Source organism: Deinococcus soli (ex Cha et al. 2016) (assembly GCF_001007995.1).
GTDB classification, from domain to species: domain Bacteria; phylum Deinococcota; class Deinococci; order Deinococcales; family Deinococcaceae; genus Deinococcus; species Deinococcus soli.
In genome coordinates this window covers 1,191,364-1,213,955 of sequence record NZ_CP011389.1, presented here as the reverse complement: position 1 = coordinate 1,213,955, position 22,592 = coordinate 1,191,364, and the positions used below count along the sequence as shown (strand labels likewise).

General features: G+C 71.5%; 23 protein-coding genes. 9 read left to right on the top strand and 14 right to left on the bottom strand.

Features of this window, described 5'->3' with window-relative positions; translation table 11 throughout:
• Positions 1-33 precede the first annotated feature (33 nt).
• Positions 34-450, top strand: a complete 417-nt coding sequence (locus tag SY84_RS06050) for a pyridoxamine 5'-phosphate oxidase family protein (RefSeq protein ID WP_046843266.1) — start codon at positions 34-36, stop codon at positions 448-450.
• Here SY84_RS06050 and SY84_RS06045 read toward each other — a convergent pair whose 3' ends face one another.
• The 5 genes from SY84_RS06045 to sufC form a co-directional block, all read right to left on the bottom strand.
• Complete coding sequence (locus tag SY84_RS06045; RefSeq protein ID WP_052751057.1) at positions 451-1,224, bottom strand: ATP-grasp domain-containing protein; 774 nt, start codon at positions 1,222-1,224, stop codon at positions 451-453.
• A 65-nt stretch (positions 1,225-1,289) separates the two neighbouring features.
• A complete protein-coding gene (gene sufD, locus SY84_RS06040; protein ID WP_046843265.1) occupies positions 1,290-2,642 on the bottom strand; it encodes a Fe-S cluster assembly protein SufD in 1,353 nt (450 codons plus the stop codon).
• Between the two features lie 30 nt (positions 2,643-2,672).
• Positions 2,673-3,029 (bottom strand): VOC family protein, encoded by a 357-nt coding sequence (locus SY84_RS06035; RefSeq protein WP_046843264.1) that lies wholly within the window; start codon positions 3,027-3,029, stop codon positions 2,673-2,675.
• Positions 3,030-3,093: 64 nt separating this feature from the next.
• Positions 3,094-4,500: a Fe-S cluster assembly protein SufB gene (gene sufB, locus SY84_RS06030; protein WP_046843263.1), complete on the bottom strand. Its 1,407-nt coding sequence runs from the start codon at positions 4,498-4,500 to the stop codon at positions 3,094-3,096.
• Positions 4,501-4,598: 98 nt separating this feature from the next.
• Positions 4,599-5,354 carry a Fe-S cluster assembly ATPase SufC gene (sufC, locus tag SY84_RS06025; RefSeq protein ID WP_046843262.1) on the bottom strand — a complete coding sequence of 252 codons (756 nt, stop codon included), beginning with the start codon at positions 5,352-5,354 and terminating at the stop codon, positions 4,599-4,601.
• A gap of 347 nt (positions 5,355-5,701) precedes the next feature.
• On the opposite strand from sufC, the gene SY84_RS06020 reads away from it, so the two are divergent.
• The 4 genes from SY84_RS06020 to SY84_RS06005 all read left to right on the top strand — a co-directional run bounded on the left by SY84_RS06020 (position 5,702) and on the right by SY84_RS06005 (position 9,525).
• Entirely contained in the window at positions 5,702-6,388 is a 687-nt protein-coding gene (locus SY84_RS06020; RefSeq protein WP_046844982.1) for a MotA/TolQ/ExbB proton channel family protein, read from the top strand.
• Positions 6,385-6,819, top strand: coding sequence for an ExbD/TolR family protein (locus SY84_RS06015; protein WP_046843261.1), 435 nt, complete (start codon positions 6,385-6,387; stop codon positions 6,817-6,819). Before SY84_RS06020 ends, SY84_RS06015 begins: the two co-directional genes overlap by 4 nt.
• Positions 6,816-8,663 (top strand): hypothetical protein, encoded by a 1,848-nt coding sequence (locus SY84_RS16450; RefSeq protein WP_157882906.1) that lies wholly within the window; start codon positions 6,816-6,818, stop codon positions 8,661-8,663. Before SY84_RS06015 ends, SY84_RS16450 begins: the two co-directional genes overlap by 4 nt.
• Before the next feature lie 166 nt (positions 8,664-8,829).
• Entirely contained in the window at positions 8,830-9,525 is a 696-nt protein-coding gene (locus tag SY84_RS06005) for a hypothetical protein (protein WP_046843259.1), read from the top strand.
• 57 nt (positions 9,526-9,582) lie between these two features.
• Here the strand turns inward: SY84_RS06005 and SY84_RS06000 are convergent, their stop codons facing one another.
• A complete protein-coding gene (locus SY84_RS06000) occupies positions 9,583-11,499 on the bottom strand; it encodes an acetate--CoA ligase (protein WP_046843258.1) in 1,917 nt (638 codons plus the stop codon).
• Positions 11,500-11,716: 217 nt separating this feature from the next.
• Between SY84_RS06000 and SY84_RS05995 the strand changes: the two genes are divergently transcribed.
• Complete coding sequence (locus SY84_RS05995; protein ID WP_245621419.1) at positions 11,717-12,673, top strand: ABC transporter substrate-binding protein; 957 nt, start codon at positions 11,717-11,719, stop codon at positions 12,671-12,673.
• A gap of 51 nt (positions 12,674-12,724) precedes the next feature.
• Positions 12,725-13,501 (top strand): type III pantothenate kinase, encoded by a 777-nt coding sequence (locus SY84_RS05990; protein ID WP_046843257.1) that lies wholly within the window; start codon positions 12,725-12,727, stop codon positions 13,499-13,501.
• Between the two features lie 73 nt (positions 13,502-13,574).
• Here SY84_RS05990 and SY84_RS05985 read toward each other — a convergent pair whose 3' ends face one another.
• Positions 13,575-14,321 carry an MBL fold metallo-hydrolase gene (locus SY84_RS05985; protein WP_046843256.1) on the bottom strand — a complete coding sequence of 249 codons (747 nt, stop codon included), beginning with the start codon at positions 14,319-14,321 and terminating at the stop codon, positions 13,575-13,577.
• Complete coding sequence (locus tag SY84_RS05980) at positions 14,318-14,710, bottom strand: MerR family transcriptional regulator (RefSeq protein WP_046843255.1); 393 nt, start codon at positions 14,708-14,710, stop codon at positions 14,318-14,320. Before SY84_RS05980 ends, SY84_RS05985 begins: the two co-directional genes overlap by 4 nt.
• Before the next feature lie 111 nt (positions 14,711-14,821).
• On the opposite strand from SY84_RS05980, the gene SY84_RS05975 reads away from it, so the two are divergent.
• Positions 14,822-15,709, top strand: coding sequence for a hypothetical protein (locus SY84_RS05975; protein WP_046843254.1), 888 nt, complete (start codon positions 14,822-14,824; stop codon positions 15,707-15,709).
• A gap of 21 nt (positions 15,710-15,730) precedes the next feature.
• Here SY84_RS05975 and SY84_RS05970 read toward each other — a convergent pair whose 3' ends face one another.
• Entirely contained in the window at positions 15,731-16,258 is a 528-nt protein-coding gene (locus SY84_RS05970) for a DinB family protein (RefSeq protein ID WP_046843253.1), read from the bottom strand.
• A gap of 65 nt (positions 16,259-16,323) precedes the next feature.
• On the bottom strand, positions 16,324-17,532 hold the full coding sequence (locus tag SY84_RS05965; protein ID WP_046844980.1) for a vWA domain-containing protein: 1,209 nt from the start codon (positions 17,530-17,532) through the stop codon (positions 16,324-16,326).
• Positions 17,533-17,703: 171 nt separating this feature from the next.
• On the opposite strand from SY84_RS05965, the gene SY84_RS05960 reads away from it, so the two are divergent.
• On the top strand, positions 17,704-19,392 hold the full coding sequence (locus SY84_RS05960; RefSeq protein ID WP_046843252.1) for an HRDC domain-containing protein: 1,689 nt from the start codon (positions 17,704-17,706) through the stop codon (positions 19,390-19,392).
• A 61-nt stretch (positions 19,393-19,453) separates the two neighbouring features.
• Here the strand turns inward: SY84_RS05960 and SY84_RS05955 are convergent, their stop codons facing one another.
• Genes SY84_RS05955 through SY84_RS05940 form a run of 4 tightly spaced genes read right to left on the bottom strand, consistent with a single transcriptional unit; the run spans position 19,454 to position 22,497 of the window.
• The gene (locus SY84_RS05955) at positions 19,454-19,807 is read right to left on the bottom strand and encodes a (2Fe-2S) ferredoxin domain-containing protein (RefSeq protein WP_046843251.1); all 354 of its coding nucleotides are present in this window, start codon (positions 19,805-19,807) and stop codon (positions 19,454-19,456) included.
• A gap of 22 nt (positions 19,808-19,829) precedes the next feature.
• On the bottom strand, positions 19,830-20,630 hold the full coding sequence (locus tag SY84_RS05950) for an ABC transporter ATP-binding protein (RefSeq protein WP_046843250.1): 801 nt from the start codon (positions 20,628-20,630) through the stop codon (positions 19,830-19,832).
• Positions 20,623-21,627, bottom strand: a complete 1,005-nt coding sequence (locus tag SY84_RS05945; RefSeq protein WP_046843249.1) for a FecCD family ABC transporter permease — start codon at positions 21,625-21,627, stop codon at positions 20,623-20,625. The genes SY84_RS05950 and SY84_RS05945 overlap by 8 nt, the downstream gene beginning before the upstream one ends.
• Entirely contained in the window at positions 21,628-22,497 is an 870-nt protein-coding gene (locus SY84_RS05940) for an ABC transporter substrate-binding protein (protein ID WP_046843248.1), read from the bottom strand.
• Positions 22,498-22,592 lie beyond the last annotated feature (95 nt).

The window sequence follows — 22,592 nt, the reverse complement described above, 5'->3', positions numbered from 1 at the left end:
CCCCCGGCCACCGCGCCCCCCTACGCTCGGGGTATGCCCGGCACCCTGAAAGACCTCGCGCGGCTCATGCGCGGCCTCGACCTCTGTCTCCTGACGACCACCACCGCATACGGCCACCTCGGCTCGCGCCCCATGAGCAACAACGGCGAGGTGGACTACGACGGCACCAGCCACTTCTTCACGTGGCAAGGCAGCCGCGCCGCGCAGGACATCGCGAAGAACAAGAACGTCCAGCTGGGCTTCCAGTCGGATAAACCCTTCCTGTTCATCGCCGTGCAGGGTGACGCGACCCTCACCACCCACCGCCCCACCATGGCCCCCCACTGGCAGGAGAGTCTCACGCAGTGGTTCAAGGACGGCCTGGACACCCCCGGCCTGACCATGATCACCGTGAAGGCCCGCCGCGTGAACTGGTGGGGCGAGGAAGAAGGCGAACTGGACCTGAGCTGATCAGCCCGCCCACACCGCCATGAACTGCGCGGGCGTCCAGCCCACCAGATCCGACACCTGCCCGTCCCCAACCTCCACCACGCGCTGCACACCATCGGCACGCCGGGCAATATCCACCGAGAAGAACGGCGAGGTGATCCGCCCGGCCACGTCCCGCACCAGATCCGGCACCGCCGCGCCATCAGCGCCGAACGCCCGCCCCGCACGCACGAAAAACCGCACCTCCGACGCCGGGTCCAGCGCCTCCACGCGGCGCACGCACACCCCACCCTCGATCTGCCCCCGGAAATGCGCCATGCGCGCCAGCAACTCCCCGATCTGATCGGGCCGCGTGATGCGGCTGCCCGCGCCGGTCTTCAGGGACTTCACGAAGTCCTTCACGAAAAACCCGTCCCAGCCCAGTGCCGCCAGCGCCCCCGGCAGGGCGTCCAGATCCGTGAAGCACACTGTCTCCGGCGTCACGTCCGCCAGCAGCGGCGCCCAGCGCGGCAGGTGATGCGCCGCCAGATACGCCTCCGGCGGGGTCAGTACCCGCGCGCCCGCCGCCTCCACCGCGCCCACGAACGCCCGGTACCCCGCCTCATCCAGCATCCAGCCCCGGTACAGCACCGTCTCACCCGGCACCAGGGCCGGGCGGAACACCCGGTCCCCGTCGAACGCAAAGGTAGACACGCCCCACCCGTGCGCCGCGAACGCCGCCGCCTGATCCACGAACGCCCCGTCCGGCTGCCGCGCCTGGAAGTAATCCGCCGGGAACACCACCCGCATCGCCATGCCCGGCAGTGTAAACCGGCCCGTCCACGCGGGACGGGCCGGTTCAGGCACAGAGCCGGGAGGCGTTACGCCGCGCCGACCTTCTTAGCGATGATGCCCTCGATGTACTTCACGACGCTGGCCAGGGGCACGCGGCCCAGCACGTCCTCCAAGAACGCCGTGACGAGCATCTTCTCGGCGGTTTCCTTGCTGATGCCGCGCGAGCGCAGGAAGAACAGCGCCTCCTGATCGACGGGGCTGGTGGTGCTGCCGTGGCTGCACCGCACGTCGTTCGCGTTGATCTCCAGCTGCGGGACGCTGTAGTTGCGGGCCTCGCTGCTGAGCATCAGGGTGCGGTGCTTCTGGTACGCGTCGGTCTTCTGCGCGCCCAGGTCCACCTTGATCATGCCGCTGAACACCCCGACCGCCTGGTCGTTGTTCACGCCCTTGTACAGCAGGTCGCTGTGCGCGTTCGCGGCGGCGTGGTGCTGGAGGGTGTAGTGATCGAAGTGCTGGTCGGCGTTCGCGAAGTACAGGGCCAGCATCTCGCTGTCCGCGCCCTGCCCGCGCAGGTAGGACTGCATCTCGGTGCGGCTCAGGGTGCCGCCCATCGTGACGACCAGGGAATTCAGGGTCGCGTCGCGGCCCACGTCCCCACGCTGACGCTGGATGTGCGTGACACCCTCACCCCAGTTCTGGATGCTGACGTACCGGACGCGCGCGCCGTCCTTCACCACGAGTTCCACCGCGCCGATCGCGTACGTGCCGGGCAGAGGGGCGCTGTCCTGCTCGTCAATGAACGTCACCTGGGCGTTCTCCTCGGCCACGACCAGCGTGCGGGTCGCGGTGTACGTCCCGGCCTCACTCATCACGCGGAAGGACCCCAGGGGCAGTTCGACCTCCACGCCGCGCGGCACGTACACGAACGCGCCGTTCGTCCACAGGGCCGCCGCCAGCGCACTGAATTTCCCTTCGCTGGGATCCGGGCTCTTGCTGGGCGTCGTGCCCGGCGCGGCGATCGTCGTGTCGTCCGGCACCTCGGCCGGCACCACGCTGTAGAGGTACTGCTGCACCTTGTCCGCGTGCTGCTCTACCGCCGTCTTCAGATCGGTGAAGATCACGCCCTTCGCGGCCAGTTCCGCCGGGAGTTCCGTGCGGTACACCACGTCCGGACCGTCCAGCACGAGGAACGCGCCCACGTCCGTGCCGCTCAGGCGCTCCTGCACGCTCGCGGGCAGCGCCGACACGTCCGAGACCACGTCCCGCTTGCCGTGCGGGCGCAGCGCGTCGAAATCGACGTCCACGCGCGTGTACTTCCACGCCTCCACCGACTCCTGCGGGACGTCCAGCGTCGTGAACAGCTCCAGGCTTTCCCTGCGCTTCGCGCTCAGCCACTCGGGCCCCTGCACCTGCGCCAGTTGATCATTGAATTGAGTCATGCGACCTCCAGAAGAAAGAAGAAGAGTCCCTCAGCCGAGGAACGATTCGACTTCGATCACCACGCCGAACGGCGCGTCAAAATAAAAAGTGAGCCGACCGTGGTTCTCACGCGGTGCGGGCACCGTGAAGCCACCCTGGGTCAGCTGCGCGTGAATGGCCCTCACCTGCTCCGGCGAGTCCTGCAGGAACCCGATGTGGAACACCTTCGGGTACACCACGTCCTTCGCCCGGAAGACCGAGATCAGCGAATCCGCGTCGTCCAGCAGGAACGTCATCGCGTCCGTGCGGGGCATGCCGTCCGCCTGCCGCAGCCCGAAGAACCGCTCGAAGATCTCGACCGCCTGCGGTACGTCCGTGACGCCCAGATTGATGTGATTGAGTTTCATGACGCGGGACCTCCAGGGCAGGGGAGACGCCCCCACGCCGCAGCGTGAGGGCGGCAGGGGGCGGTCAGCCGACCGAGCCTTCCATTTCCAGTTCGATCAGGCGGTTCAGTTCCACGGCGTACTCCAGAGGGAGTTCCTTCGCGATGGGTTCAATGAAGCCGCGCACGATCAGGCCGGCCGCCTCGTCTTCACTCAGGCCGCGGCTCTGGAGGTACAGGATCTGGTCGTCGTTGATCTTGGAGACGGTGGCTTCGTGGCCGACGCTGGCGTCCTTTTCCTCGATCTCGATGTAGGGGTAGGTGTCGGTGCGGGCTTCCTCGTCGAGGAGGAGGGCGTCGCATTCGACGTTCGTCTTGCTGCCCTTGGCGCCCTCGTAGATCTTCACGAGGCCGCGGTAGCTGCTGCGTCCGCTGTCCTTGCTGATGCTCTTGGACACGATGGTGCCCGACGTGTGGGGCGCGAAGTGCACGATCTTCGCCCCGGCGTCCTGGTGCTGGCCGCGGCCGGCCATGGCGATGCTCAGGACCTCGCCGCGCGCGCCTTCCTCGAGGAGGTAGCAGGCGGGGTACTTCATGGTGACCTTGCTGCCCAGGTTCCCGTCCACCCACTCCATGACGCCGCCCGCGTACACGGCGGCGCGCTGGGTCACGAGGTTGTAGACGTTGTGACTCCAGTTCTGGATGGTGCTGTAGCGGAAGCGCGCGCCTTCCTTCACGACGATCTCGATCACGCCGGAGTGGAAGGAGTCACTGCTGTACGCGGGGGCGGTGCAGCCCTCGATGTAGTGCGCCTGCGCGCCCTCGTCGATGATGATCAGGGTGCGCTCGAACTGCCCGCTGCTCTCCGCGTTGATGCGGAAGTACGTCTGCAGGGGAATGTCCACCTTCACGCCCTTGGGCACGTACACGAAGCTCCCGCCCGACCACACGGCGCTGTTCACGGCCGCGAACTTGTTGTCCTCGGGCGGCACGATGGTCGCGAAGTGCTCGCGGAACAGCTCCGGGTACTCCTTCAGGCCGTCCTCGATGCTCAGGAACACCACGCCGAGCTTCTCCCACTCCTCCTTGAGGTTGTGGTACACCATTTCACTCTCGTACTGCGCGCCCACACCGGCCAGCGCGGCGCGCTCCGCCTCGGGGATGCCCAGACGCTCGAAGGTTTCCTTCACGTCGGCCGGCACGTCGTCCCAGCTGCGCGCGTTGAAGCCCTCGGGCTTGATGTAATAGTAGATCTCGTCGAGGTTCAGGCCGCTCAAATCTGCGCCCCACTCGGGCATGGGCTTGCTCAGGAAGATGTCCAGGGCCTTCAGGCGGAAATCCAGCATCCACTGGGGTTCGTCCTTGGCCTTGCTGATCATCTCCACGACGTCGCGGCTCAGGCCCTTGGGGGCCTTGATCGCGTAGCGTTCCGGGCTGCTCCACCCGTACTCGTACGTGGCGTTGATCTCGTTCACTTCAGGATTGATGGTCATGTGCTGCTCCTTCGGAGGGTGAGAGGGAAGCGAGGGTTGATGGACACGGACCCGCGTGGGGTCGGCCATCAACCGTCAACCGTTCACCATCAACGGCGTTACGCCGTGGCGAGTTCCTTGACCCAGTCGTAGCCTTCGGTGTCCATCTTCTTGGCGAGTTCGGGGCCGCCGGTCTGGACGACCTTGCCGTCGAGGATGATGTGGACCTTGTCGGGCACGATGTAGTCGAGCAGGCGCTGGTAGTGGGTGATGATCAGGCCGCCGAGGTTCTCGCCGCGCATGCTGTTCACGCCCTTGGAGACGATCTTCAGGGCGTCGACGTCGAGGCCGCTGTCGGTTTCGTCCATGATGATGTAGTTGGGTTCCAGCATGAGCATCTGGAGGATCTCGTTGCGCTTCTTCTCGCCGCCGCTGAAGCCGGCGTTCAGGTAGCGTTCGACGATGCTCTCGTCCCATTCCAGGGTTTTCAGGGCGCTCTGGAGCTTGCCGTAGAACTCGGTGAAGCTCACTTCTTCGCCTTCGGCCTTGCGGGCCTGCATGGCGAGGCGCAGGAAGTTGGCGATGGTGACGCCGGGGATCTCGACGGGGTACTGGAAGGCCAGGAAGACGCCGAGGCGGGCGCGTTCGTCGGGTTCCATCTCGAGGATGTTCTGGCCGTCGACGAGGATTTCGCCTTCGGTGACGGTGTATTCGGGGTCGCCGACGATGACCTTGGCCAGGGTGCTCTTGCCGTTGCCGTTGGGGCCCATGATGGCGTGCAGTTCGCCGCGGGGCACGGTCAGGTTGATGCCTTTGAGGATGGGCTGGTCGCCGACGGTGGCGTGCAGGTTGCGGATTTCGAGCTGGTGGGTCATGAGGCTCCTTCGGGAATCAGGGTGTGTTTTGTTAGGAATGATTCCTACTTACCGGGTTATTTTACCCGCCGCAGCCTGCAAAGTCGAGTGATTCACTGCGGATTCCGGGCCAGGAAACGCGGCGCGGACCCCCAGCCGCCGACAGGTGGACGTCACGTCCTGAGGCTCTGGACCGTACCGCCCGCGCGAGCGGCAACCAGAACCCCGCCGCTCAGCGCGGCCGACCCGGACCCGCCACTCCACCAGGGGCTGGAGCTCAGCCTCCCGCAGACGGCCGCTCCTCCTCATGAGTGTGCTGCACGTGTTTTTCACGGTTGCCACGAGCGCGCGTGCTACCCGTGAAGGTCATGACCATCCTTGATCTGGTTCGCGCGGCCGGCCCGCTCCTGTGGGTGCTGCTGGCCCTGTCGGTCTACGTGGTCTACCTGAGCGCCGCCCGCGCCCAGGCCCTGGCCCGCCTGGGCGCCGACGCCCGCACGCTCGTGGAACGCGCCCGCGCCGTCACCGCCGAGAGCGGCCCGCACGCCGCGCTGGCCGAAGTGGACCGCGCCGCGCACCCCAGCCCCGCCGCGCAGGTCCTGCGCGCCGGACTGGCCCGCGCCGACCGGGGCGTGCCCGCCGCCGAAAGCGCCATGCACTCCGCGCTGCTGGGTGAAGACGCCCGCCTGTACGCCGGGCTGGGCGCGCTGGGCACCGCCGCGCAGGTGGCGCCCCTGCTGGGCCTGCTGGGCACCGTGATCGGCATGGTCCGCTCGTTCCTGGTGTTCAGCCAGACCACCGCGCCCACGCCCGCGCAGCTGGCGACCGGGATCAGCGAGGCGCTGATCAACACCGCCGCCGGGCTGATCGTCGCGGTAATCGCGTACGTGGCGCGCGGCGCGCTGCGCGCCCGCGCCGACCGGATCATGGTGCAGGCCGAGCAGGTGCGCGAGGACCTGCCCGGCTGGCTGACCCGCCCTGCGCCCACCCCGGCCCCCGCGCGCGCCGACGCGCCGGTACCGGAGGTCGCCCTGACCTTCGGTGGGGCGCAGTGACCCGCCCCGCCCGCCGCCGCTTCCGCGGGGACCACGACCCGGTCACCTTTGACTTCGCGCCCATGGTGGACATCGTGCTGCTGCTGCTGATCTTCTTCTTCCTGACGAGCACGCTGGGCGCCCGGCAGAACGCCCTGCCGCTGGACCTGCCGCGCGCGAGCAGCAGCGTGCAGGAAACGCCGGATCTGCCGGTCGTGAGCGTGAACCGCGCCGGGCAGGTGTTCCTGAACGGGACAGCCACCACCCTCACCAGGCTGGGCGCGCAGCTGCGGCCCCTGGCGGCCGCGTCGGGCGGCATGGTGGGCCTGCGCGCCGACGAGCGCGGCAGCTACGGCACGGTCGTCGGCGTGATGGACGAGATCAAGAAAGCCGGCGGCACGCGGCTGGCCCTGGGCACGCAGACCGGAAAGGACGAAGGTGCGGCGCCGTGACCACCCTGCCTCGTCCCACCCCGGCCCGCCCTGAGTCCCGCGAGGGCCGACGCGCCGCCGCCGCCACCATCGCGGTGCACGTGACGCTGCTGGCCGGCCTGCTGGCCCTGCGCCCCCAGCCCCTGCCCTCCGCGGCGACGCCCGACCCGGCCCGCGCGCCGCTGGAAGTCGTGACGCTCGCCCCGGCGCCGCCCACCACGCACATCACCCCATCCCGGACGACCACCACGCCGCGCGCCACCCCGGAGCGCACCAGCCCGGCCACAGCCGCGCGTCCCGTCACCGAGACCCGCCAGGCGCCACAGCCGCGGCCGTCCCCGACGACTTCCCAGCCGACGACACCCGCCGCCCCGACCCGTGCGGCTCAGCCCCCGGCGGACTCGGCGTCCCGCACGACGGCCGCGCCGTCTGCGCCGCCCACCTCAACCCCAACTGCCTCAACCCCGGCCTCTTCGACTCCGGCGGCCCAGGTTCCGAATTTGGCCGCTCCCACAGCCTCAGCCCCGCAGGTCGCGGCGCCTGTTGCGGCAGCATCCGCTCCGGCTGCGCCCCGTGAGGCGGACGCCGCACCTGCTCCGTCCGAGCTGCCCGCGCTGGACGCCACGACCCGCCTTGCCGCCACCGGTGAGGTGGAGGCCGCGCCCGAGGCGACGCCCACCCGCGCGGCGGAACCGGACGTAGCGGCCCCCGAGGCGGCCCGCACCGCCGGGAACGCCACTTCTGCCCCCGAGCCGATCAGTGCCCTGCCCCGCCGCGAGGACCTGACCCGCGCGGAGACGGGCAGCGAGGTCGCCCAGGCTGCCCCGGCCCGCACCGCCAGCCCGACCGAGGCCCCGGCCGACGCGCGCGGCATCCCCGCCCGGCCCGTGAGTCGCGCCGACACGCCCGAAGGCGGCAGTCCGGTGACCGCCACCACCCGCAACCAGACCGCTCCAGCGCCCCAGGAGGGTCCGGCCGCTTCCGGCAGCAGCCGAGCGGCCCCCAGCGAGCCAGCGGCGGCCGCTCCAGTGACCTCGACCCCAACCGCCCGCGCGCCGGAGCCCACCGCCACGCCCGCACCCGCCCCCTCGGCTCGACCTGCTGACGGCGCCGGGGATTCTGGGGACACCACGCCCGCAGCCACGCCCGCCCCGCGCGGCACGGCCCCGACGGCGGCCAGCGACGATGCCCCCGCCTCTTCTCCGGCCCCACGTGCCGAGCCTGGCAGCGGAACCGGCGCGGCCCCGGCCGCCGGCGCGCCCAGCCGCGACCCGGCCGGCAGTCCCACCCCGGCTGCTGGCACGGCCCCCACCGGCGCAGCGGGTACGGGTCCCGCGGCGGGCGACGCGGACGCCCCCACCTCGGCCCGGCCCGGGAACGGCGCAGGGGGGGATGCCGGTGCGCCCGCATCCGGACGTGGGGGCAGCGGCGCCGCGGGAAGCGGCAGCGGGGGCCGTGACCCGGCTGCGCCGCTCGCGCGCGGGGGCGGCGCGGCAGCCGGGGCGGGCAGCGAGACGCGCCCGCTGGCCTGCACCGTCGCCATTGACGTGCGCGGGCTGGGCGCGTTCCAGCGGGACATGACCAGCATCGTGTACGCGGGCGGGCAGCAGCTGTGGCCCGACGCCGCCCTGATCAGGGGGGTGTCCAGCGAACTGGTGCAGGCGGGCAACCTGCACACCTACGTCACCGCCGAGTCGCAGCTCTCGACCTTCCCGAACGTCACCCGCGTGAAGGCCGAGCGCATCCAGCCCAACCGGTTCGCCCCGAACTCGCGGGTGTACACCGACGTGACCCTCTCGGACGCGGCTGCCGCGCAGTTCCGCTCGGCGGGCAGCGCGTGCCGCGTCGTCTACCTCAAAGATTGAGCCTCATACGGGATTCGAGTGATTCCAAGTCAATCGGAGTCGCCCGGTGGCCCCCTCACCCTTCCGTCGCTCTGCTCCTTCCTCCCTCTCCCTCAGGGGGAGAGGGGATAACGGAACGCGATCACGTTCGAAGCAAGTCAATTCCATCCCGTATCAAAGGAGCCCCATGATCCGTTACCTGACCCTGCTGACCCTCTGCTCGCTGCTGGCCGCGCCCGCGTACGCGTGGGTGCCGAAACTGGAGGACACCACCGCCAAGAACGTCATCGACGGCGCGTATGGCCGCCGCGACCCGGTCGCCACGTACCTGACGGTGGACCTGACCGTCAAAGGCGGCGCCTTCGCTGGTGGGAAGGACGCCGTGACCGCCTTCGACGGCGGCGCGGCCTGCGTCGCGGACTGGCTGGCCGCGCCGGACGACTTCACGAAGGGCAGCCGTCCCGCGCAGCTCACCGTGAGCGGGCAGGCGGACCAGCTGTACTTCCAGGCGCAGGACGCCCGCAACAACTTCCAGAACCTCAGCGTGAAGGCCGCGCTGGCCGAGGAGTCCGCCAGTCGCCGCCTTCCGGATGGGCAGCTGCGCGTGGACATCGGCGTGCGCGGCCTGCCGGGCGAGAAGGCCCGGGGTGCGTACCTCGTGCGCCTGAAGGGCCCGGACGGGAAACTGATCGCGCCCGTCAGGAGCACGTACGTGAACGACTTCAAGCAGGACGGCGGCACCTGGAGCGGCACGCTCGTGTACTACTTCGAGCCGCTGAAGGCCGGGATCGGCGCCAGTGACACCGTGCCCCTGCTGCTGCGCACCGAGGCGGACACGGACTGCGCCTACCAGATTCCCCTGGACCTCGGCAAGTTCAGCTGAGCGCAGGAGACAGAGGGAGCGCCGGGCAACACGGGCGCTCCCTCTGTGCTTGGCGGGTTACGGCGTGCTGCCGCCCCGCAGCCGTTCGCGCACCGTGTCGATGGCGTCCGGATTTTCCAGGCTGGTGAGGTCGCCGCGCGTCTCGCCGGTCACGAGCAGGTCGCGCAGGACGCGGCGCATGATCTTGCCGCTGCGGGTGCGGGGCACGGTGGGGGTCACGATCACGCGCGCCGGGCGGGCGATGGCGCCCACGCCGCGCACGACGGCCTCGGCGAGTTCGCGTTGCAGTTCGGGGCTGTCCTGCGCGTCCCCGCGCGGCACCACGAACGCGACCGGCACGGCGCCCTTGACGTCGTCGGGCATGGCGACCACGGCGGCCTCGCTGACGGTGGGGTGCGTGATGAGCGCGGCTTCCATCTCCATGGTGCCGATGCGGTGCCCGGCGATGTTCATCACGTCGTCCAGGCGGCCCGTGACCCACAGCTGCCCGTCGTGGTCGAGCAGGGCGGCGTCGCTGGCAGCGTACGCGCCGGGGAAGTCCGCGAGGTACGTCTGCACGTAGCGGTCGTGGTCGCCCCACACGGTGCGTGCCAGGCAGGGGAACGGCTCGGTGAGGGTCAGGGCGCCCAGTTCGCCCGGGGCGGCCTCCTGCCCGTCGTCCCGCACGACGCGGGCGCGGTAGCCGGGCAGGGGGTGCCCGCACGCGCCGGGGCGGGTGGCGGTCAGGCCCACCATGCTGCCTGCCCAGGCGGTGCCGGTCTCGGTCTGCCCGTAGGTGTTGTTCACGAAGACCCGTTCCTGCCCGAGGGTGCGGTGCGTCCAGTGCCACGTCTCCGGGTCGAGCGGCTCGCCGACCAGCCCGATCAGGTGCAGGCTGTCCAGGTTCTGGCCGCGCAGCGCGTCGTCCCCGGCGCGGCGCAGCATCCGCAGGGCGGTGGGCGCGGTGAAGACCTTCGTCACGCCGTACCGGCCGATGATCTCGTACGGGCGGGCCGGGGTGGGCGTGTCGATGCTGCCCTCGTAGATGACGTGGGTCGCGCCGTGCGCCAGTCCGCCCACAAGCGCGAAGATCGGGAAGGTCAGCCAGCCCACGTCCGCCGTGCACCAGTACTCGTCGCCGGGGTGGAGGTTCAGGGCCCACTTCACGTTCGCGTACGCGCCGGTCAGGAAGCCCAGCCCGGCGTGCACGAGGCCCTTGGGTTTGCTGGTGGTGCCGCTGGTGTAGATGATGAAGCCCGGGTCGTTCGCGTCCAGCGCGGCGGGGTCGGCGCGGCGGGTGGTGGCGTCCAGCAGCGCGTGGAAGTCCAGGTCGCCGGGCCGCAGCGGCGCGCCGGGTTCCACGCGGCGGGCCACGATGACCTGCGCGTCCAGGCCGCCCAGCGCCTCGTGCAGGGTGTCGCGCAGGGGCACGACCTTCCCGCGCCGCAGGGTGGCGTCGGTGCACACCACGACCTTCGGCTGCGCGTCCTCCAGCCGGTCGCGTACCGCCGAGGCGCTGAAGCCCGCGAAGATCACCGAGTAGATCGCCCCGATGCGGTAGCAGGCGTGAATGGCGATGAACGCCTCCGGGACGTTCCCCAGGTAGATCGCCACCCGGTCGCCCTTCGTGACGCCCAGGTCTTCCAGCGCGGCGGCGAAGCGGGCGGTGGCGTCGGTCAGCGCGCCGAACGTCCAGGTTTCTCTCAGGCCGTCCTCGCGTTCGTAGCGCAGCGCCACGCGCTCCGGGGGGTGGCGGTCGAGGCAGTTTGTGCTGACGTTCCCGGTCGCGCCGGGGAAGTACTCGAAGTGGCCCAGTGTGCCGTTCAGGGCGGTGGTGGGCGGCGTGACCCAGCTGAGTTCCCGGGCGATCTCCAGCCAGTAGGCCTGCGGGTCGAGGGCGCGCAGCCGCGCGGCGTCCTGGGGGGACACGGGTGCGGCGGCGGACAGGGTGGGGGTGGGGAGCACCAGCGGGTGGGACAGCAGGGCAGGATCCATGACAGCGGCCTCCGGACAGGTCAGAAGAGAGGGATGGGTTGTGTGGCCCGGTCAGCCTAGCGCCGCCCGCATGAGAGTTCTGCCTGAGCCGCGTGTCCGGCGTGCAGGAACAGCCGGAGGTGCGGACCACTGCCTGGCGACAGGAGGGACGGTTCCGGCAGACAGCACTGCCTTAAAAGTATTGATATTTCATTATCATTCAAGCAGAGTGAGGCCCGTGACCCTGCGCCGCCCCACCATCCTGCTCGCCACCACGCTCCTGACCGGCCTCCTGGCCACCGCCGGCGCCGCCCCCATCACCCTGCGCCACGCGGCGGGCACCACCACCCTCCCCGCACCCGCCACCCGCGTCGTCGCGCTCGGCCCACACGCGCTGGACCTGCTGCTCTCACTGGGCATCCAGCCCGTCGGCTACGGCGAGGCCGCCCAGCTCAACCTGCGCCAGTACGGCTCACCCATCCGCCAGATCCGCTACCTGGGCAGCCGCGTGACCGGCGCGCCCACCTACGTCGGCGACCGCTTCAAACCCAACCTCGAAGTCCTCGCCAGCCTCAAACCCGACCTGATCGTCGGCGAGCACTTCGCGCAGGACACCTACCCCGCCCTGAACGCCATCGCGCCCACCCTGCTCTTTCACGGCACTCACAGCGGCGACTGGCAGAAGACCCTGCCGGTCCTCGCCCGCGCCGTGAACCGCCCCGAACGCGCCGCGCAGGTCATCCGCCAGCGGGCCGCCGCCGCCGACCGCGCCCGCCAGACCCTCCCCGCGTGGCTGCGCGGCCGCCGCGCCCTAGTCATCTGGAACGCCGGGGGCGCCACCCGCGACCTCTACACCGTCCTCGGCCCGCACGACTGGACCGGCGGGTACTTCCAGAACCTCGGCCTGACCCTCGACCTGCCCGGCCGCCAGGACCCCAGCCTGGGCGAGGGCTACCTGAAACTGAGCAGCGAGGGCCTGAGCGCCACCCGCGCCGACGCCATCTTCGTGATCGCGTCCGGCAAGAACACCGCCGCGCAGGCCCGGCGCGACTGGCACGCCAACCCCTTCGCGCAGCGCCTTCCGGCCAGCCGCGCCGGACACGTGTACTTCCTGGACATCCAGCTGTTCGGCCGCCTCCGCGGACCCATCGCCGAGGACCTGATGACCCGCGAACTGACCCGCACCCTCCGCTGAACCCGCCGCACACCGGCCGGGACCAGCCAGGGCTGGCCTAGAATGCGGGGCGTGCCTGCTTTCCCCCTCCTGGCCGTGGACATCGGCAACACCAGCACCGTGATCGGCCTGGCCGACGAGCAGCTGAACCTCACAAACACGTGGCGCATCCGCACGAACCGCGAGCACCTCCCGGACGACCTCGCCATGCGCCTGCACGGCCTGCTGGCGCTGACGGGCGCGCCCACGCCGCGCGCCGCGGTGCTCAGCAGCGTCGCGCCGCCCCTGGGGGAGAACTACGTCCTGGCCCTGCGCCGCCACTTCGCGGTGGAGGCCTTCGAGGTGCGCGCCACGAACCTCCCGGACGTCAGCGTGGAACTCGACGTGCCCGACGCCGTGGGCGCCGACCGCCTGTGCAACCTGTTCGGCGCCGAGAAGTACCTGGGGCACCACGAGTACGCCGTGGTCGTGGACTTCGGCACCAGCACCAACTTCGACGTGATCGGCCGCGGACGCCGCTTCCTGGGCGGCGTGCTCGCCACCGGCGCGCAGGTCAGCGCGGACGCGCTGTTCAGCCGCGCCGCGAAACTGCCTCGCATCACGCTGCAGGCGCCCGGCACGGCCATCGGGAAGAACACCACGCACGCCCTGCAGTCCGGCCTCGTGTTCGGGTACGCCGAGATGGTGGACGGCCTGCTGCGCCGCATCCGCGCCGAACTGCCGGGTCCCGCCGTGGCCATCGCCACCGGGGGCTTCTCGCGCACCATCGAGGGCATCTGCCGCGAGATTGACCACTACGACGAGACCCTGACCCTGCGCGGCCTCGTGGAGCTCTGGGCCAGCCGCTGACCAGGGAGCGGGGCGCCCGGGTCTCCGGGCACGCGGCCTGGACAACCGTCCTCAACCGGGCCGTGCGCGGCGGTCACGCCAGCGTCAGGGTCTCACCGTCCTGCGGGACGAGCAGGCGCGCGGCGACGCCCGCCGCCTGTGCCGCGTTCCGCAGGTCGGCGCGGGTGGTGGCGCAGTGGTCCAGGCTTTCCAGATGCACGGCCACCACGGTCGCGTCCGGCGCGGCGCGCAGCACGTCCACGGTCTGCGCGGCGTCCATGATGATCAGCGTCCCGCCCAGCGCCGCGCCGCCCGAATGTGTGACGATCACGTCCGGCTGCTCGCGGGCGATGGTCTCCCGCACGGCGGGAATGAGGACGGTGTCGCCCGCCCAGTACAGGCTGGGTTCCCCGGGCGCGCGCAGCGTGAAGCCCATCGCGTGTCCCATCCGCGAGAGGATCTCGCCGCTGCCGTGCTCGCCCACCGTGCGCGTGAAGGTCAGGCCCTGGAGGGTCAGGCTGTCCTGGAGGGGCGTCACGTGCTGAAAGCCGTGCCCGCGCAGGGTCGCCTCGTCGCCCGGCTGGCACAGCAGCGGCAGGTCCCTGGGCAGCGCCGCCAGGGCCGCCGCGTCCAGGTGATCGGGGTGCAGGTGCGACACGACCAGCAGGGTCACGCCGTGCAGCGCCGCGTCCGGCGGGACGGGCAGCGGCACGGTGGGGTTGGCTTCAAGGCCCCCGAAGGACGGCAGGGTGTGCCGCTCACCGAGCATCGGGTCGATCAGGACAGTCTGCCCCGCCAGTTCCAGGCGCAGGGTGGCGTTGCGAAGCAGGGTCAGGTTCATGGGGTCTCCCGGGGAGGCGCGGCGCAGGTCGTGCCGGAGCGCTCAAGGGCGTCCAGCTGCGCACTCAGGCGGTCACGGATGACGTGCAGGTCCCGCAGTTGCGTGTCGAGTTCCGCGAGCTTACGGCGGTAAAAGTGGGCGACGTCCCCGGCGGCGGAATCAGCGGGGGTCCCGCCGGCCTGCCAGCACGGGGCGTACCGGCGGATCTCGTCGAGGGTGAAGCCCACTGCCAGGAACATGCGGATCAGGCGCACGCGGGCCACGTCCTCCGGGATGAAGGTGCGGTACCCGTTGTCCTGACGGACACTGCTGAGGACGCCGGTCCGGTCGTAGTGCCGCAGGGCGCGGACACTGCTGCCAGTGCGGGCCGCGAGTTCGCCGATTCGCATGCCCTCAGGCTAGACCCTGACGTCAGTGTCAGGGTCAAGAGGGCCCCCACCGCCCCGCCAGGAGCGCGGCTGGCCTGTGCGCCCACGCTGGCGCGGGGTACCCTGAACCGCATGACCGCCCCCCAGCGCATCGTGAGCCTGCTGCCCAGCGCCACCGACCTGCTGTTCGATCTGCTGACCGACCTGGGTCTGGCGGGCCGCGTGGTGGGCGTCAGCCACTCCTGCGACCACCCGCGCGCCCGGCACCTGCCGGTCCTGACCCGCTCCATCGTGGACAGCGGCGCCCCCCAGGCCGAGATTGACCGCGCCGTCAGCGAGGCCGTGCGCGAGGGCCGCGCGCTGTACCAGGTGGACGGCACCCTGCTCGACCAGCTGAACCCCGATCTGGTCGTCACGCAGGGCGTGTGCGAGGTCTGCGCCGTCACGCCCGGCACCCTGGAGGCCGCCGTGCGGTACCTGCCCGGCTGCCTGCCCGCCGCGAACGTCCTCAGTCTGGATGGCCGCAGCGTGCAGGGCATCCTGGACGACCTGCGCGCCCTGGCCGCCGCGACCGGTCTCCCCGAGGCCGGCGATGCCCTCGCCCGGCAGGCGCAGGCCGACTGGGACGCCATCCGGCCCGTTCCCCACGCGCCGCGCGTCCTGACGCTGGAGTGGACCGAACCTCCGTTCTACGGGGGGCACTGGGTGCCCGAGCAGGTGGTGCGGGCGGGCGGCGTGAACGTCCTGGGCACCCCCGGCACCGACTCGGGCCGCGCCACCTGGGAGCAGATCGCGCCCCTGCGGCCCGACGTGAGCGTCGTCCTGTGCTGCGGGTACGGCCTGCGCGACAACGTCACCTTCGCCTGCAACCTGCCGGACCTGCCGCTGGGAGAGGTGTGGGCGGTGGACGCCAACGCGCTGTTCAGCCGCCCCGCGCTGGGCGTCGTGCGCGGCGCGCAGGTGCTGGCCGACCTGCTGCGCGGCCAGGCAGTCCCCGGCCTCAGCGAACGCATCCGCTGAAGCTGGCCTGCGGGAGGTGGTCTACGCGGGCCGCATGATCCGCAGGTACGCCCGCCATGGCCCCACCGCCTCCCGGTACCCGCCGCCCAGCGTGCGCGTGATCTGCAGGACATGATCCAGATCGTGCGCCGCCCAGGTCGCGAGTAGCTGCGCCAGCGTCACGGGTCCGAACTCCGGGTGCGTGCCCCGCCGCGCCAGCTCTGCCGGACCCGGGTTCAGGGTGTCCAGCGCGTGCAGGCTCTCCGCCCGCACCGCCGCGAAGTCGTCCAGCAGTTCATCCAGGGACCGCGCCGCCTCCGCCGCCTGATGCCCGGCCCGGTCGAACGGCGGGAACACCTCCGCCTCGCCCCATGCGAGCAGCACCCGCGCACGCGGCAGCCAGTTCGTGCGGTCCGCGTGCGACAGGTGCGCCACCACCCCACGCGGCGACCACGTCCCCGGCCCCTCGTCCAGCCCCACCCAGTCCCCCGGCAGGCCCCGCAGCAGCGCGTCCAGCACGCCCGGCGTCCGCGCCAGCTGCCCCCGCACCGTCCCCAGATCCACGTTCATACGGGCAGCATAAAAGGGCAGAGGCAGACCGCCTCACGCCGCCCGCCCCTGAATGCCCCATTGCGTCAGTTGATCATCTTGGTCTTGTTCGTCATGAAGTCCATCAGCACGTACTGCCCGATGTTGTGCGGCGTCGTGAAGTACGCCTTGCCGCGCGTCATCTCGCTGACGCGGCGCACGAAGCCCACCAGATCCGGGTCGCGGGCCAGCATGAACGTGTTCACCTGAATGCCGCTGCGGCGGCAGTTCGCCACCTCACGCAGCGTCGCGCCCAGCACGTAGGGGTCCAGGCCGTACGCGTTCTTGTAGATGCGCCCGTCCGGCAGCGTCAGCGCCGAGGGTTTCCCGTCGGTGATCATCACGATCTGCTTCATGTCCTTGTTCTCGCGCTTCAGCAGCTGCTGCGCCAGCCGCAGGCCGCCCGCGGTGTTCGTGTGGTACGGCCCGATCTGCGCCTGCGCGAGCTTCCCGACCGGGACCTCCTCGGCGCTGTCGTGGAACAGCACGAACTTCACGGTGTCCCCCGGGTACTGCGTGCGGATCAGGTGCGCCAGGGCCAGCGCGACCTGCTTGGCGGGCGTGAAGCGGTCCTCGCCGTACAGGATCATGGAGTGCGAGCAGTCCAGCAGCACCACCGTCGCCGCCGACGAGTTGTACTCCGCCTGCCGGATCACCAGATCACTTTCTTCGAGGTTATCGAAGCCCTTGCTGATCACGTTCCCGAGGGTGGCAGTCGTGTCGAGGTTCATGGTGTCCCCGAACTCGTAGCCCTTGAGTTCACCGGTCATCTCGACACCCGACGCGTACTCGCGCGTGTTGTGCGACCCGGCGCTGCTGCGGCCCAGGCCGCCCATCAGGTCCCGCAGGCTCTTGTACCCCAGGAAATCGATGCTCTTGTCGGTCAGCTGGAACTTCGCGTCGCCGGGATCTCCCGCGCCGCCGCCCTCGCCATCCTCGAACTCCTTGCGGATGAAGCCGTCCTGCTGGAGCTTGTCCATCAGGCGCTGGATCTGCTGGCCCAGCCCGGTCTCGCGGATGTCGTCGGCCTGCATGGCCTCCATCAGCTGCTCCTCCGGGATCATGTTCCGCTCGGCCAGCGCCTGCAGGATCGCGTCGAACAGGTCGTCCATGCTGGGGCGCGCGTCCGGGTCCGGGTCGTACGGGTCGTTCATGCCCTGGCCCAGCAGCGCCTCCTGAATCATCTGCATCAGCTCGCTGCTCTCGAGCTGATCGAGTTCCCCCTCGAACTTGCTGTACCGCGTGACACGCGCCATGTGAACCTCCGTCGCCCGCAGCATGGCGCGTTTCCGGCGCGGGGTTTGTAAGGCTCTGGGCGTTTGCGTGCCCGGGGTTGCCGCAGGTGACCGGGCGAGCAGCGAACGTGAAGAGAGGCCCCCCGGACGTGTGGCGGCGCGCGCGGCGCGCGGTGCGTCAGAATGGAGGGCATGACTGATCCCGTGACTTCCGTTCGTCCTGACGCCCGGCTCGTGCGCCTGCACGCCGGGCGGGGCGATCCGCACGCCCGCCTTGCGGGGGCGCTCGCCGACTTGGAGGGCGCCGCGTGGGGCCTGCTGCTGCGCGACGAGACCGCCCTGGCCCGCCAGCTGGCCGAGCACCTGGGTGCGGGCACGCTGCGGGTGGACGCCCGCGTGCGCGTCAGCCGCGAGGCGCTGGCGGCCGCCGGGCTGGCCGCCGCGAGCGTGGACGCCGACTGGCGCGGCGCGCGCGCCGTGTGGCTGCTGGAACCCACGCCCGCCGAGCTGGACCGCGCCCGCCGCGCCGGGGTGCCCGTGATCGTGGACGCCACGCTGGCGCCCGGCGGCACCTGGCTCGCGCAGGGCGCGCGGCTGGTCGTGTACCGCGACAGCGTGACCCTGACCGGGCACGGCGACGCGCCCCTGAGCGCCCTGTTCGGCACGGGAGCCGCGCCCGCCCCGGTGGCCGCCGCGCCCAGCGACCTGAGCGTGGCGCTGGCGCTGCGGGACGTGGCGACGCTGCCGCTGCGGCTGGCGCGCGTGGCCCGCACGACCACGCAGCTGGCCGAGCGGCTGGGCGGCGCGGCGCAGCCTGCCGGACCGACCGCGCTGCTGCTGGCGCCGGACGAGGCGGCGGACAGCGAGGCCCCGCTGGGCGGCGTGCTGGCGGCGGCGCGCAGCGTGCCGGGCGGCGTCCTGATCACGCCCGGCCTGGAGGACGCCCGCGTCGCGCTGGCCCTGCTGCGCGGCGAGGCCACCGCAGAGGAGACGCCCGCCACGCCGGTGGCCCCGGAGGCGGCCGCGCCGCAGGAGGAGGACCGCCGCGAGCGCGAGCCGCGCCCGGATGGCCGCCCGGATCAGCGGGGCGAGTTCCGGGAGCGCCGCGAGAGCCGCGACCGCTTTGAGCGCCGGGAACGCGGAGGTCGCCGCGACGAACGGCGGGACAGCCGCGAGCGGGGAGGCCGCGACCGCTTCGAGCGCCGCGACTTCCGCCCGCCCGTGACCGGTGCGCGCGGCGAGCAGCCCGACGCGCCCAGCACCCCGTCGCAGCCGGATCAGCCCGACGTGCCCGAACGCTTCACCTTCGAGCCTCCAGCCGCAGCGGGGGCCCCTGTGAGTACACCCGCCCCTGCGCCCCAGCCAGAGCCGGAGGAGACCTGGGAGCCCGAGATCGTGTTCAGTGACTCGCCCGCGCAGGTCGCCGCGCCGCTGCCCACCCCGGTCAGCAGCGGCCCCGACGCCCCGAACCTCCCGCAGGTGCCGGACGTGCGCCATCAGGCCGTCGAGGAGCAGGACCAGCCCGCGGCGGAACAGGCCGGTTCTGTCATGGAGCAGCCCGCCAACACCCAGCCGGAACCGGAGCCCACGCCCGAACCTGCCCCGGTCATCCTGCCCCCGGACCTGCCCGGCGGGAAGGAGGACCCGGCGGCGAACCTCACGGACGGGCAGCTGGCGATCTACGCCCGCCTGCGCGAGTGGCGCAATGCCGAGGCCAAACGCCAGGAGATCAGCCGCTTCATCATCGCCAGCAATGCCACCCTGGCCGAGATCGCCCGGCGCGTCCCGTACACCCTGGACGACCTGCGCGAGGTCAAGGGCATGGGGCAGGCCCGCCTGGGCAAGTACGGCGACAAGATCCTGGACGTCGTACGCGGCTGAAAGGTCGGCTGAAAGGGAAGGGGGCGGCGCCACGAATGGCCCGCCCCCTTCCGCTGTCCGTTCAGGCGTCCGGGTCCGGTCCGTAGCGGTGCTCGGCGGGCAGGGGCGCGCGGTCGTGCGTGGCCTGCGCCACCCGCGCGGCCAGCGGGAAGTCCACGGCGGCGTACCACGCTTCCTCCAGGCCCGCGCCGCCGGGGTCGGGGCGGTAGACGCACAGCGCCGGGCCGTAGCTGCACGCGCCCAGGCAGCCGCTCTCGGTGAGGCGCAGCGTCCCGCCACGTTTGTAGTACGCCAGCGACTGGCGTTCCAAGTGATTCCAGAGGGCTTTGTGCAGCAGCGCCGAGCCGCGCGCCTGACAGTTCGGGCCCTGGCAGACGAGCAGGTGGCCGTGGGTGGGGAAGAACTTCGGGGGCATGCCTCTCCTTACGTGACGCTGCTCAATCCTGCGGGATGACCAGCAGGCGGTCTGCGTGCTGCACCACGTTGACGTGCAGGCCGTACGCGGCGTGCAGGTGCCCGGGCGTCAGCACCTCGTGCGGGGACCCGGCGGCCTGCACGCGCCCGCCGCACAGCAGCACGAGGTGATCGGCGCGCGCGGCGAGGTTCAGGTCGTGCAGCACCGCCACGACGCCCAGGCCGCCCGCGACCTCGCAGCGCAGGTAGCGCACGACGTCCAGCGCGTACGCGAGGTCGAGGTGGTTGGTGGGTTCGTCCAGCAGCAGGAAGCGCGGTTCGGCCGCCAGGGCGCGGGCCAGCGCCGCCCGCTGCCGCTCCCCGCCGCTGAGTTCGGACACGCGGCGGTCCTCGAAACGGCGGGTGTCGGTGCGGTCCAGCGCGGCGTCCACGGCGGCCTCGTCGGCGGGGGTCCAGGGGGTGCGGGGCAGCAGCCCGAAGCGCCAGTCGCCCGCGCCGCGCCCCAGCGCCACCACGTCCCGCACGCGCGCGCCGTCCGGCAGCCCCTCGCTCTGCGCGAGGTACGCCAGTTGCCGCGACCGCTGCGCGCGGCTCCAGGCCTTCAGGGGCCGCCCGGCCAGAGTCACCTCCCCTTGCGTGACGGGGTTCAGGCCCAGCAGGGCGCGCAGCAGCGTGCTCTTGCCCGCGCCGTTCGGGCCGATCACGGCGCTGAACACACCGGGCCGGAACGCCGCGCTCACGCCGCGCACCGCCGGGAACGACCCGGCGTGAACGTGGACGTCCCGCGCGACCAGGGCGTCGGTGTCCGGCGCGCCGTTATTCATGGCGTTCCTTGCGCAGCAGCCACAGGAAGAACGGGCCGCCCAGCAGGGTCGTCACGATGCCCACCTGCGACAGCGGCGTGGTGCGGGCCAGCAGGTCCGCGCCGACCAGCAGCGCCCCGCCCAGCAGTGCCGAGAGGGGCAGCAGCGTGCGGTGCCCGGGTCCGAACGCGAGGCGGATCATGTGCGGCACGATCAGGCCCACGAAGCCGATCACGCCCACGTACGCGACCGCGCCCGCCGTGGCGAGGCTCGCGGCCAGGACCGCGATCAGCCGCAGCCGCTCGACCGGGACGCCCAGGCTGCGGGCGGTCAGTTCGCCCAGTTGCAGGGTGTCCAGCGCGCGCGCCAGCAGCAGCAGCGCCCCGCAGCCCAGCGCCGCGTACGGCAGCACCGTCAGGACGTCCCGCCAGCCGCTGAAGCCCAGGTCGCCCAGCGTGTACGCCAGCACCTGCCGCGCCCGGTCCTCGCCGCGCAGGATCAGCGCGGTGGTCGCCGCGCTCAGGACGCTGCCCACCACCACACCCGCCAGGATCAGCCGCGTCGGCGGAAAGCGGCGCCCCTCGCGCGCCAGGGACAGGGTGCATGCGACCGCCGCGAGGGCCGCCAGCAGCGCCGACACAGGAATCAGCGTGCGGGGCCACCCGGCCACGATGGCGACCGTGGCGCCCAGCGCGCTGCCGCTGGCGACGCCCAGCAGGTACGGGTCCGCCAGCGGATTACGGAACACGCCCTGGAACGCACCCCCGCACACGCTGAGACTCGCGCCCACCAGTGCCCCCATGACCACGCGCGGCAGCCGGATCTGCCACACGATCACGTCGTTGCCGGCCAGCGCCTGCCGGGTCACGCCGCGCCACAGCGCGCCCAGCACCTCGCCGGGCGGAATGGTGACGCTGCCCAGCCCGGTGCCCAGCACCACGGCGGCCAGCAGCAGCGCCGCGAGCAGCAGCGTGCCCAGACCCACCCCCAGCCCCCGGCGGGGCGCGGCGGCCTGCATTTACCTGAACAGTTCCGGGTGAATCAGTTTCGCCAGGCCCATCAGCGCCTGCCCCAGGCGCGGTCCCGGGCGGCCCAGCATGGTGTTCAGCTCCGCCGGGATGTCCCGGACCTTCCCGGTTTTCAGGGCGCTGATGCCGCTCCAGCCGGGGCGCGCGCCCGCCGTCCTGGCGTCCACGCCCAGGATCAGCTGCGGGTTGGCCTTCACGATGAATTCGGGGTCCACCTTCGGGAAGTCGCCCATGCTGGCGGGGATGATGTTCCGCGCGCCCGCCTTGGTGAGCAGCACGCCCATGAACGAGTTCGGCCCGATCGAGTACGGCGTGGGGTCGATCTCGAAGTACGCGGTGGGTTTGCGCACGGCGTTCTTCGTGAGGATCTCCACGCGCGCGATGTCGCCCTTGATCTTCCCGACGAGCGTCTTGGCCTGAGCCTCGCGGTTCAGGATCTTCCCGAGCAGCAGCGTCTTGCTGAACACCTCGTCGTACGTCTCGGGGTTCACGGCGATCACGGTGACGCCCGCCTGCGTCAGCGGCTCGGCCAGCTTCCCGTACTGGCTGACGAGCACCACGTCGGGTTTCAGGGCCACCATCGCCTCGATGTTCGGGTTGTACAGGCCGCCCACCTTGGGCAGTTTCGTCACCTGCTGCGGGTAGTCGCTGTAGTCGTCCACGCCCACCAGCCGGTCGCACAGGCCCAGCGCGCACACGGTCTCGCTGGTGCTGGGCAGCACGCTGACGATCCGTTTCGGCTCGGCCTTCAGGGTCACCTTGCGGCCCAGGTCGTCGGTGATCGTCAGCGGGTAGGAGGTCGCGGCGGCCGCGCCACTCAGGGCGCCGCTCAGGGTGATCAGGGTCAGGATGCCTTTCATAGGGAACGTCATGGAAAACTCCTTCCCTCCGGCAACGAAACGCGCCGCCCGGCTGGGGGCGGCGGCGGGAAACACAGTGTCCGTGGCAGGCCCCG

Bases quoted from the DNA above. Each gene is read 5' to 3' on its own strand.
- SY84_RS06050 (WP_046843266.1), top strand. From the start codon at position 34: ATGCCCGGCACCCTGAAAGACCTCGCGCGGCTCATGCGCGGCCTCGAC.
- SY84_RS06045 (WP_052751057.1), bottom strand. From the start codon at position 1,224: ATGGCGATGCGGGTGGTGTTCCCGGCGGATTACTTCCAGGCGCGGCAG.
- sufD (WP_046843265.1), bottom strand. From the start codon at position 2,642: ATGACTCAATTCAATGATCAACTGGCGCAGGTGCAGGGGCCCGAGTGG.
- SY84_RS06035 (WP_046843264.1), bottom strand. From the start codon at position 3,029: ATGAAACTCAATCACATCAATCTGGGCGTCACGGACGTACCGCAGGCG.
- sufB (WP_046843263.1), bottom strand. From the start codon at position 4,500: ATGACCATCAATCCTGAAGTGAACGAGATCAACGCCACGTACGAGTAC.
- sufC (WP_046843262.1), bottom strand. From the start codon at position 5,354: ATGACCCACCAGCTCGAAATCCGCAACCTGCACGCCACCGTCGGCGAC.
- SY84_RS06020 (WP_046844982.1), top strand. From the start codon at position 5,702: ATGACCATCCTTGATCTGGTTCGCGCGGCCGGCCCGCTCCTGTGGGTG.
- SY84_RS06005 (WP_046843259.1), top strand. From the start codon at position 8,830: ATGATCCGTTACCTGACCCTGCTGACCCTCTGCTCGCTGCTGGCCGCG.
- SY84_RS06000 (WP_046843258.1), bottom strand. From the start codon at position 11,499: ATGGATCCTGCCCTGCTGTCCCACCCGCTGGTGCTCCCCACCCCCACC.
- SY84_RS05985 (WP_046843256.1), bottom strand. From the start codon at position 14,321: ATGAACCTGACCCTGCTTCGCAACGCCACCCTGCGCCTGGAACTGGCG.
- SY84_RS05980 (WP_046843255.1), bottom strand. From the start codon at position 14,710: ATGCGAATCGGCGAACTCGCGGCCCGCACTGGCAGCAGTGTCCGCGCC.
- SY84_RS05975 (WP_046843254.1), top strand. From the start codon at position 14,822: ATGACCGCCCCCCAGCGCATCGTGAGCCTGCTGCCCAGCGCCACCGAC.
- SY84_RS05970 (WP_046843253.1), bottom strand. From the start codon at position 16,258: ATGAACGTGGATCTGGGGACGGTGCGGGGGCAGCTGGCGCGGACGCCG.
- SY84_RS05965 (WP_046844980.1), bottom strand. From the start codon at position 17,532: ATGGCGCGTGTCACGCGGTACAGCAAGTTCGAGGGGGAACTCGATCAG.
- SY84_RS05960 (WP_046843252.1), top strand. From the start codon at position 17,704: ATGACTGATCCCGTGACTTCCGTTCGTCCTGACGCCCGGCTCGTGCGC.
- SY84_RS05955 (WP_046843251.1), bottom strand. From the start codon at position 19,807: ATGCCCCCGAAGTTCTTCCCCACCCACGGCCACCTGCTCGTCTGCCAG.
- SY84_RS05950 (WP_046843250.1), bottom strand. From the start codon at position 20,630: ATGAATAACGGCGCGCCGGACACCGACGCCCTGGTCGCGCGGGACGTC.
- SY84_RS05945 (WP_046843249.1), bottom strand. From the start codon at position 21,627: ATGCAGGCCGCCGCGCCCCGCCGGGGGCTGGGGGTGGGTCTGGGCACG.
- SY84_RS05940 (WP_046843248.1), bottom strand. From the start codon at position 22,497: ATGAAAGGCATCCTGACCCTGATCACCCTGAGCGGCGCCCTGAGTGGC.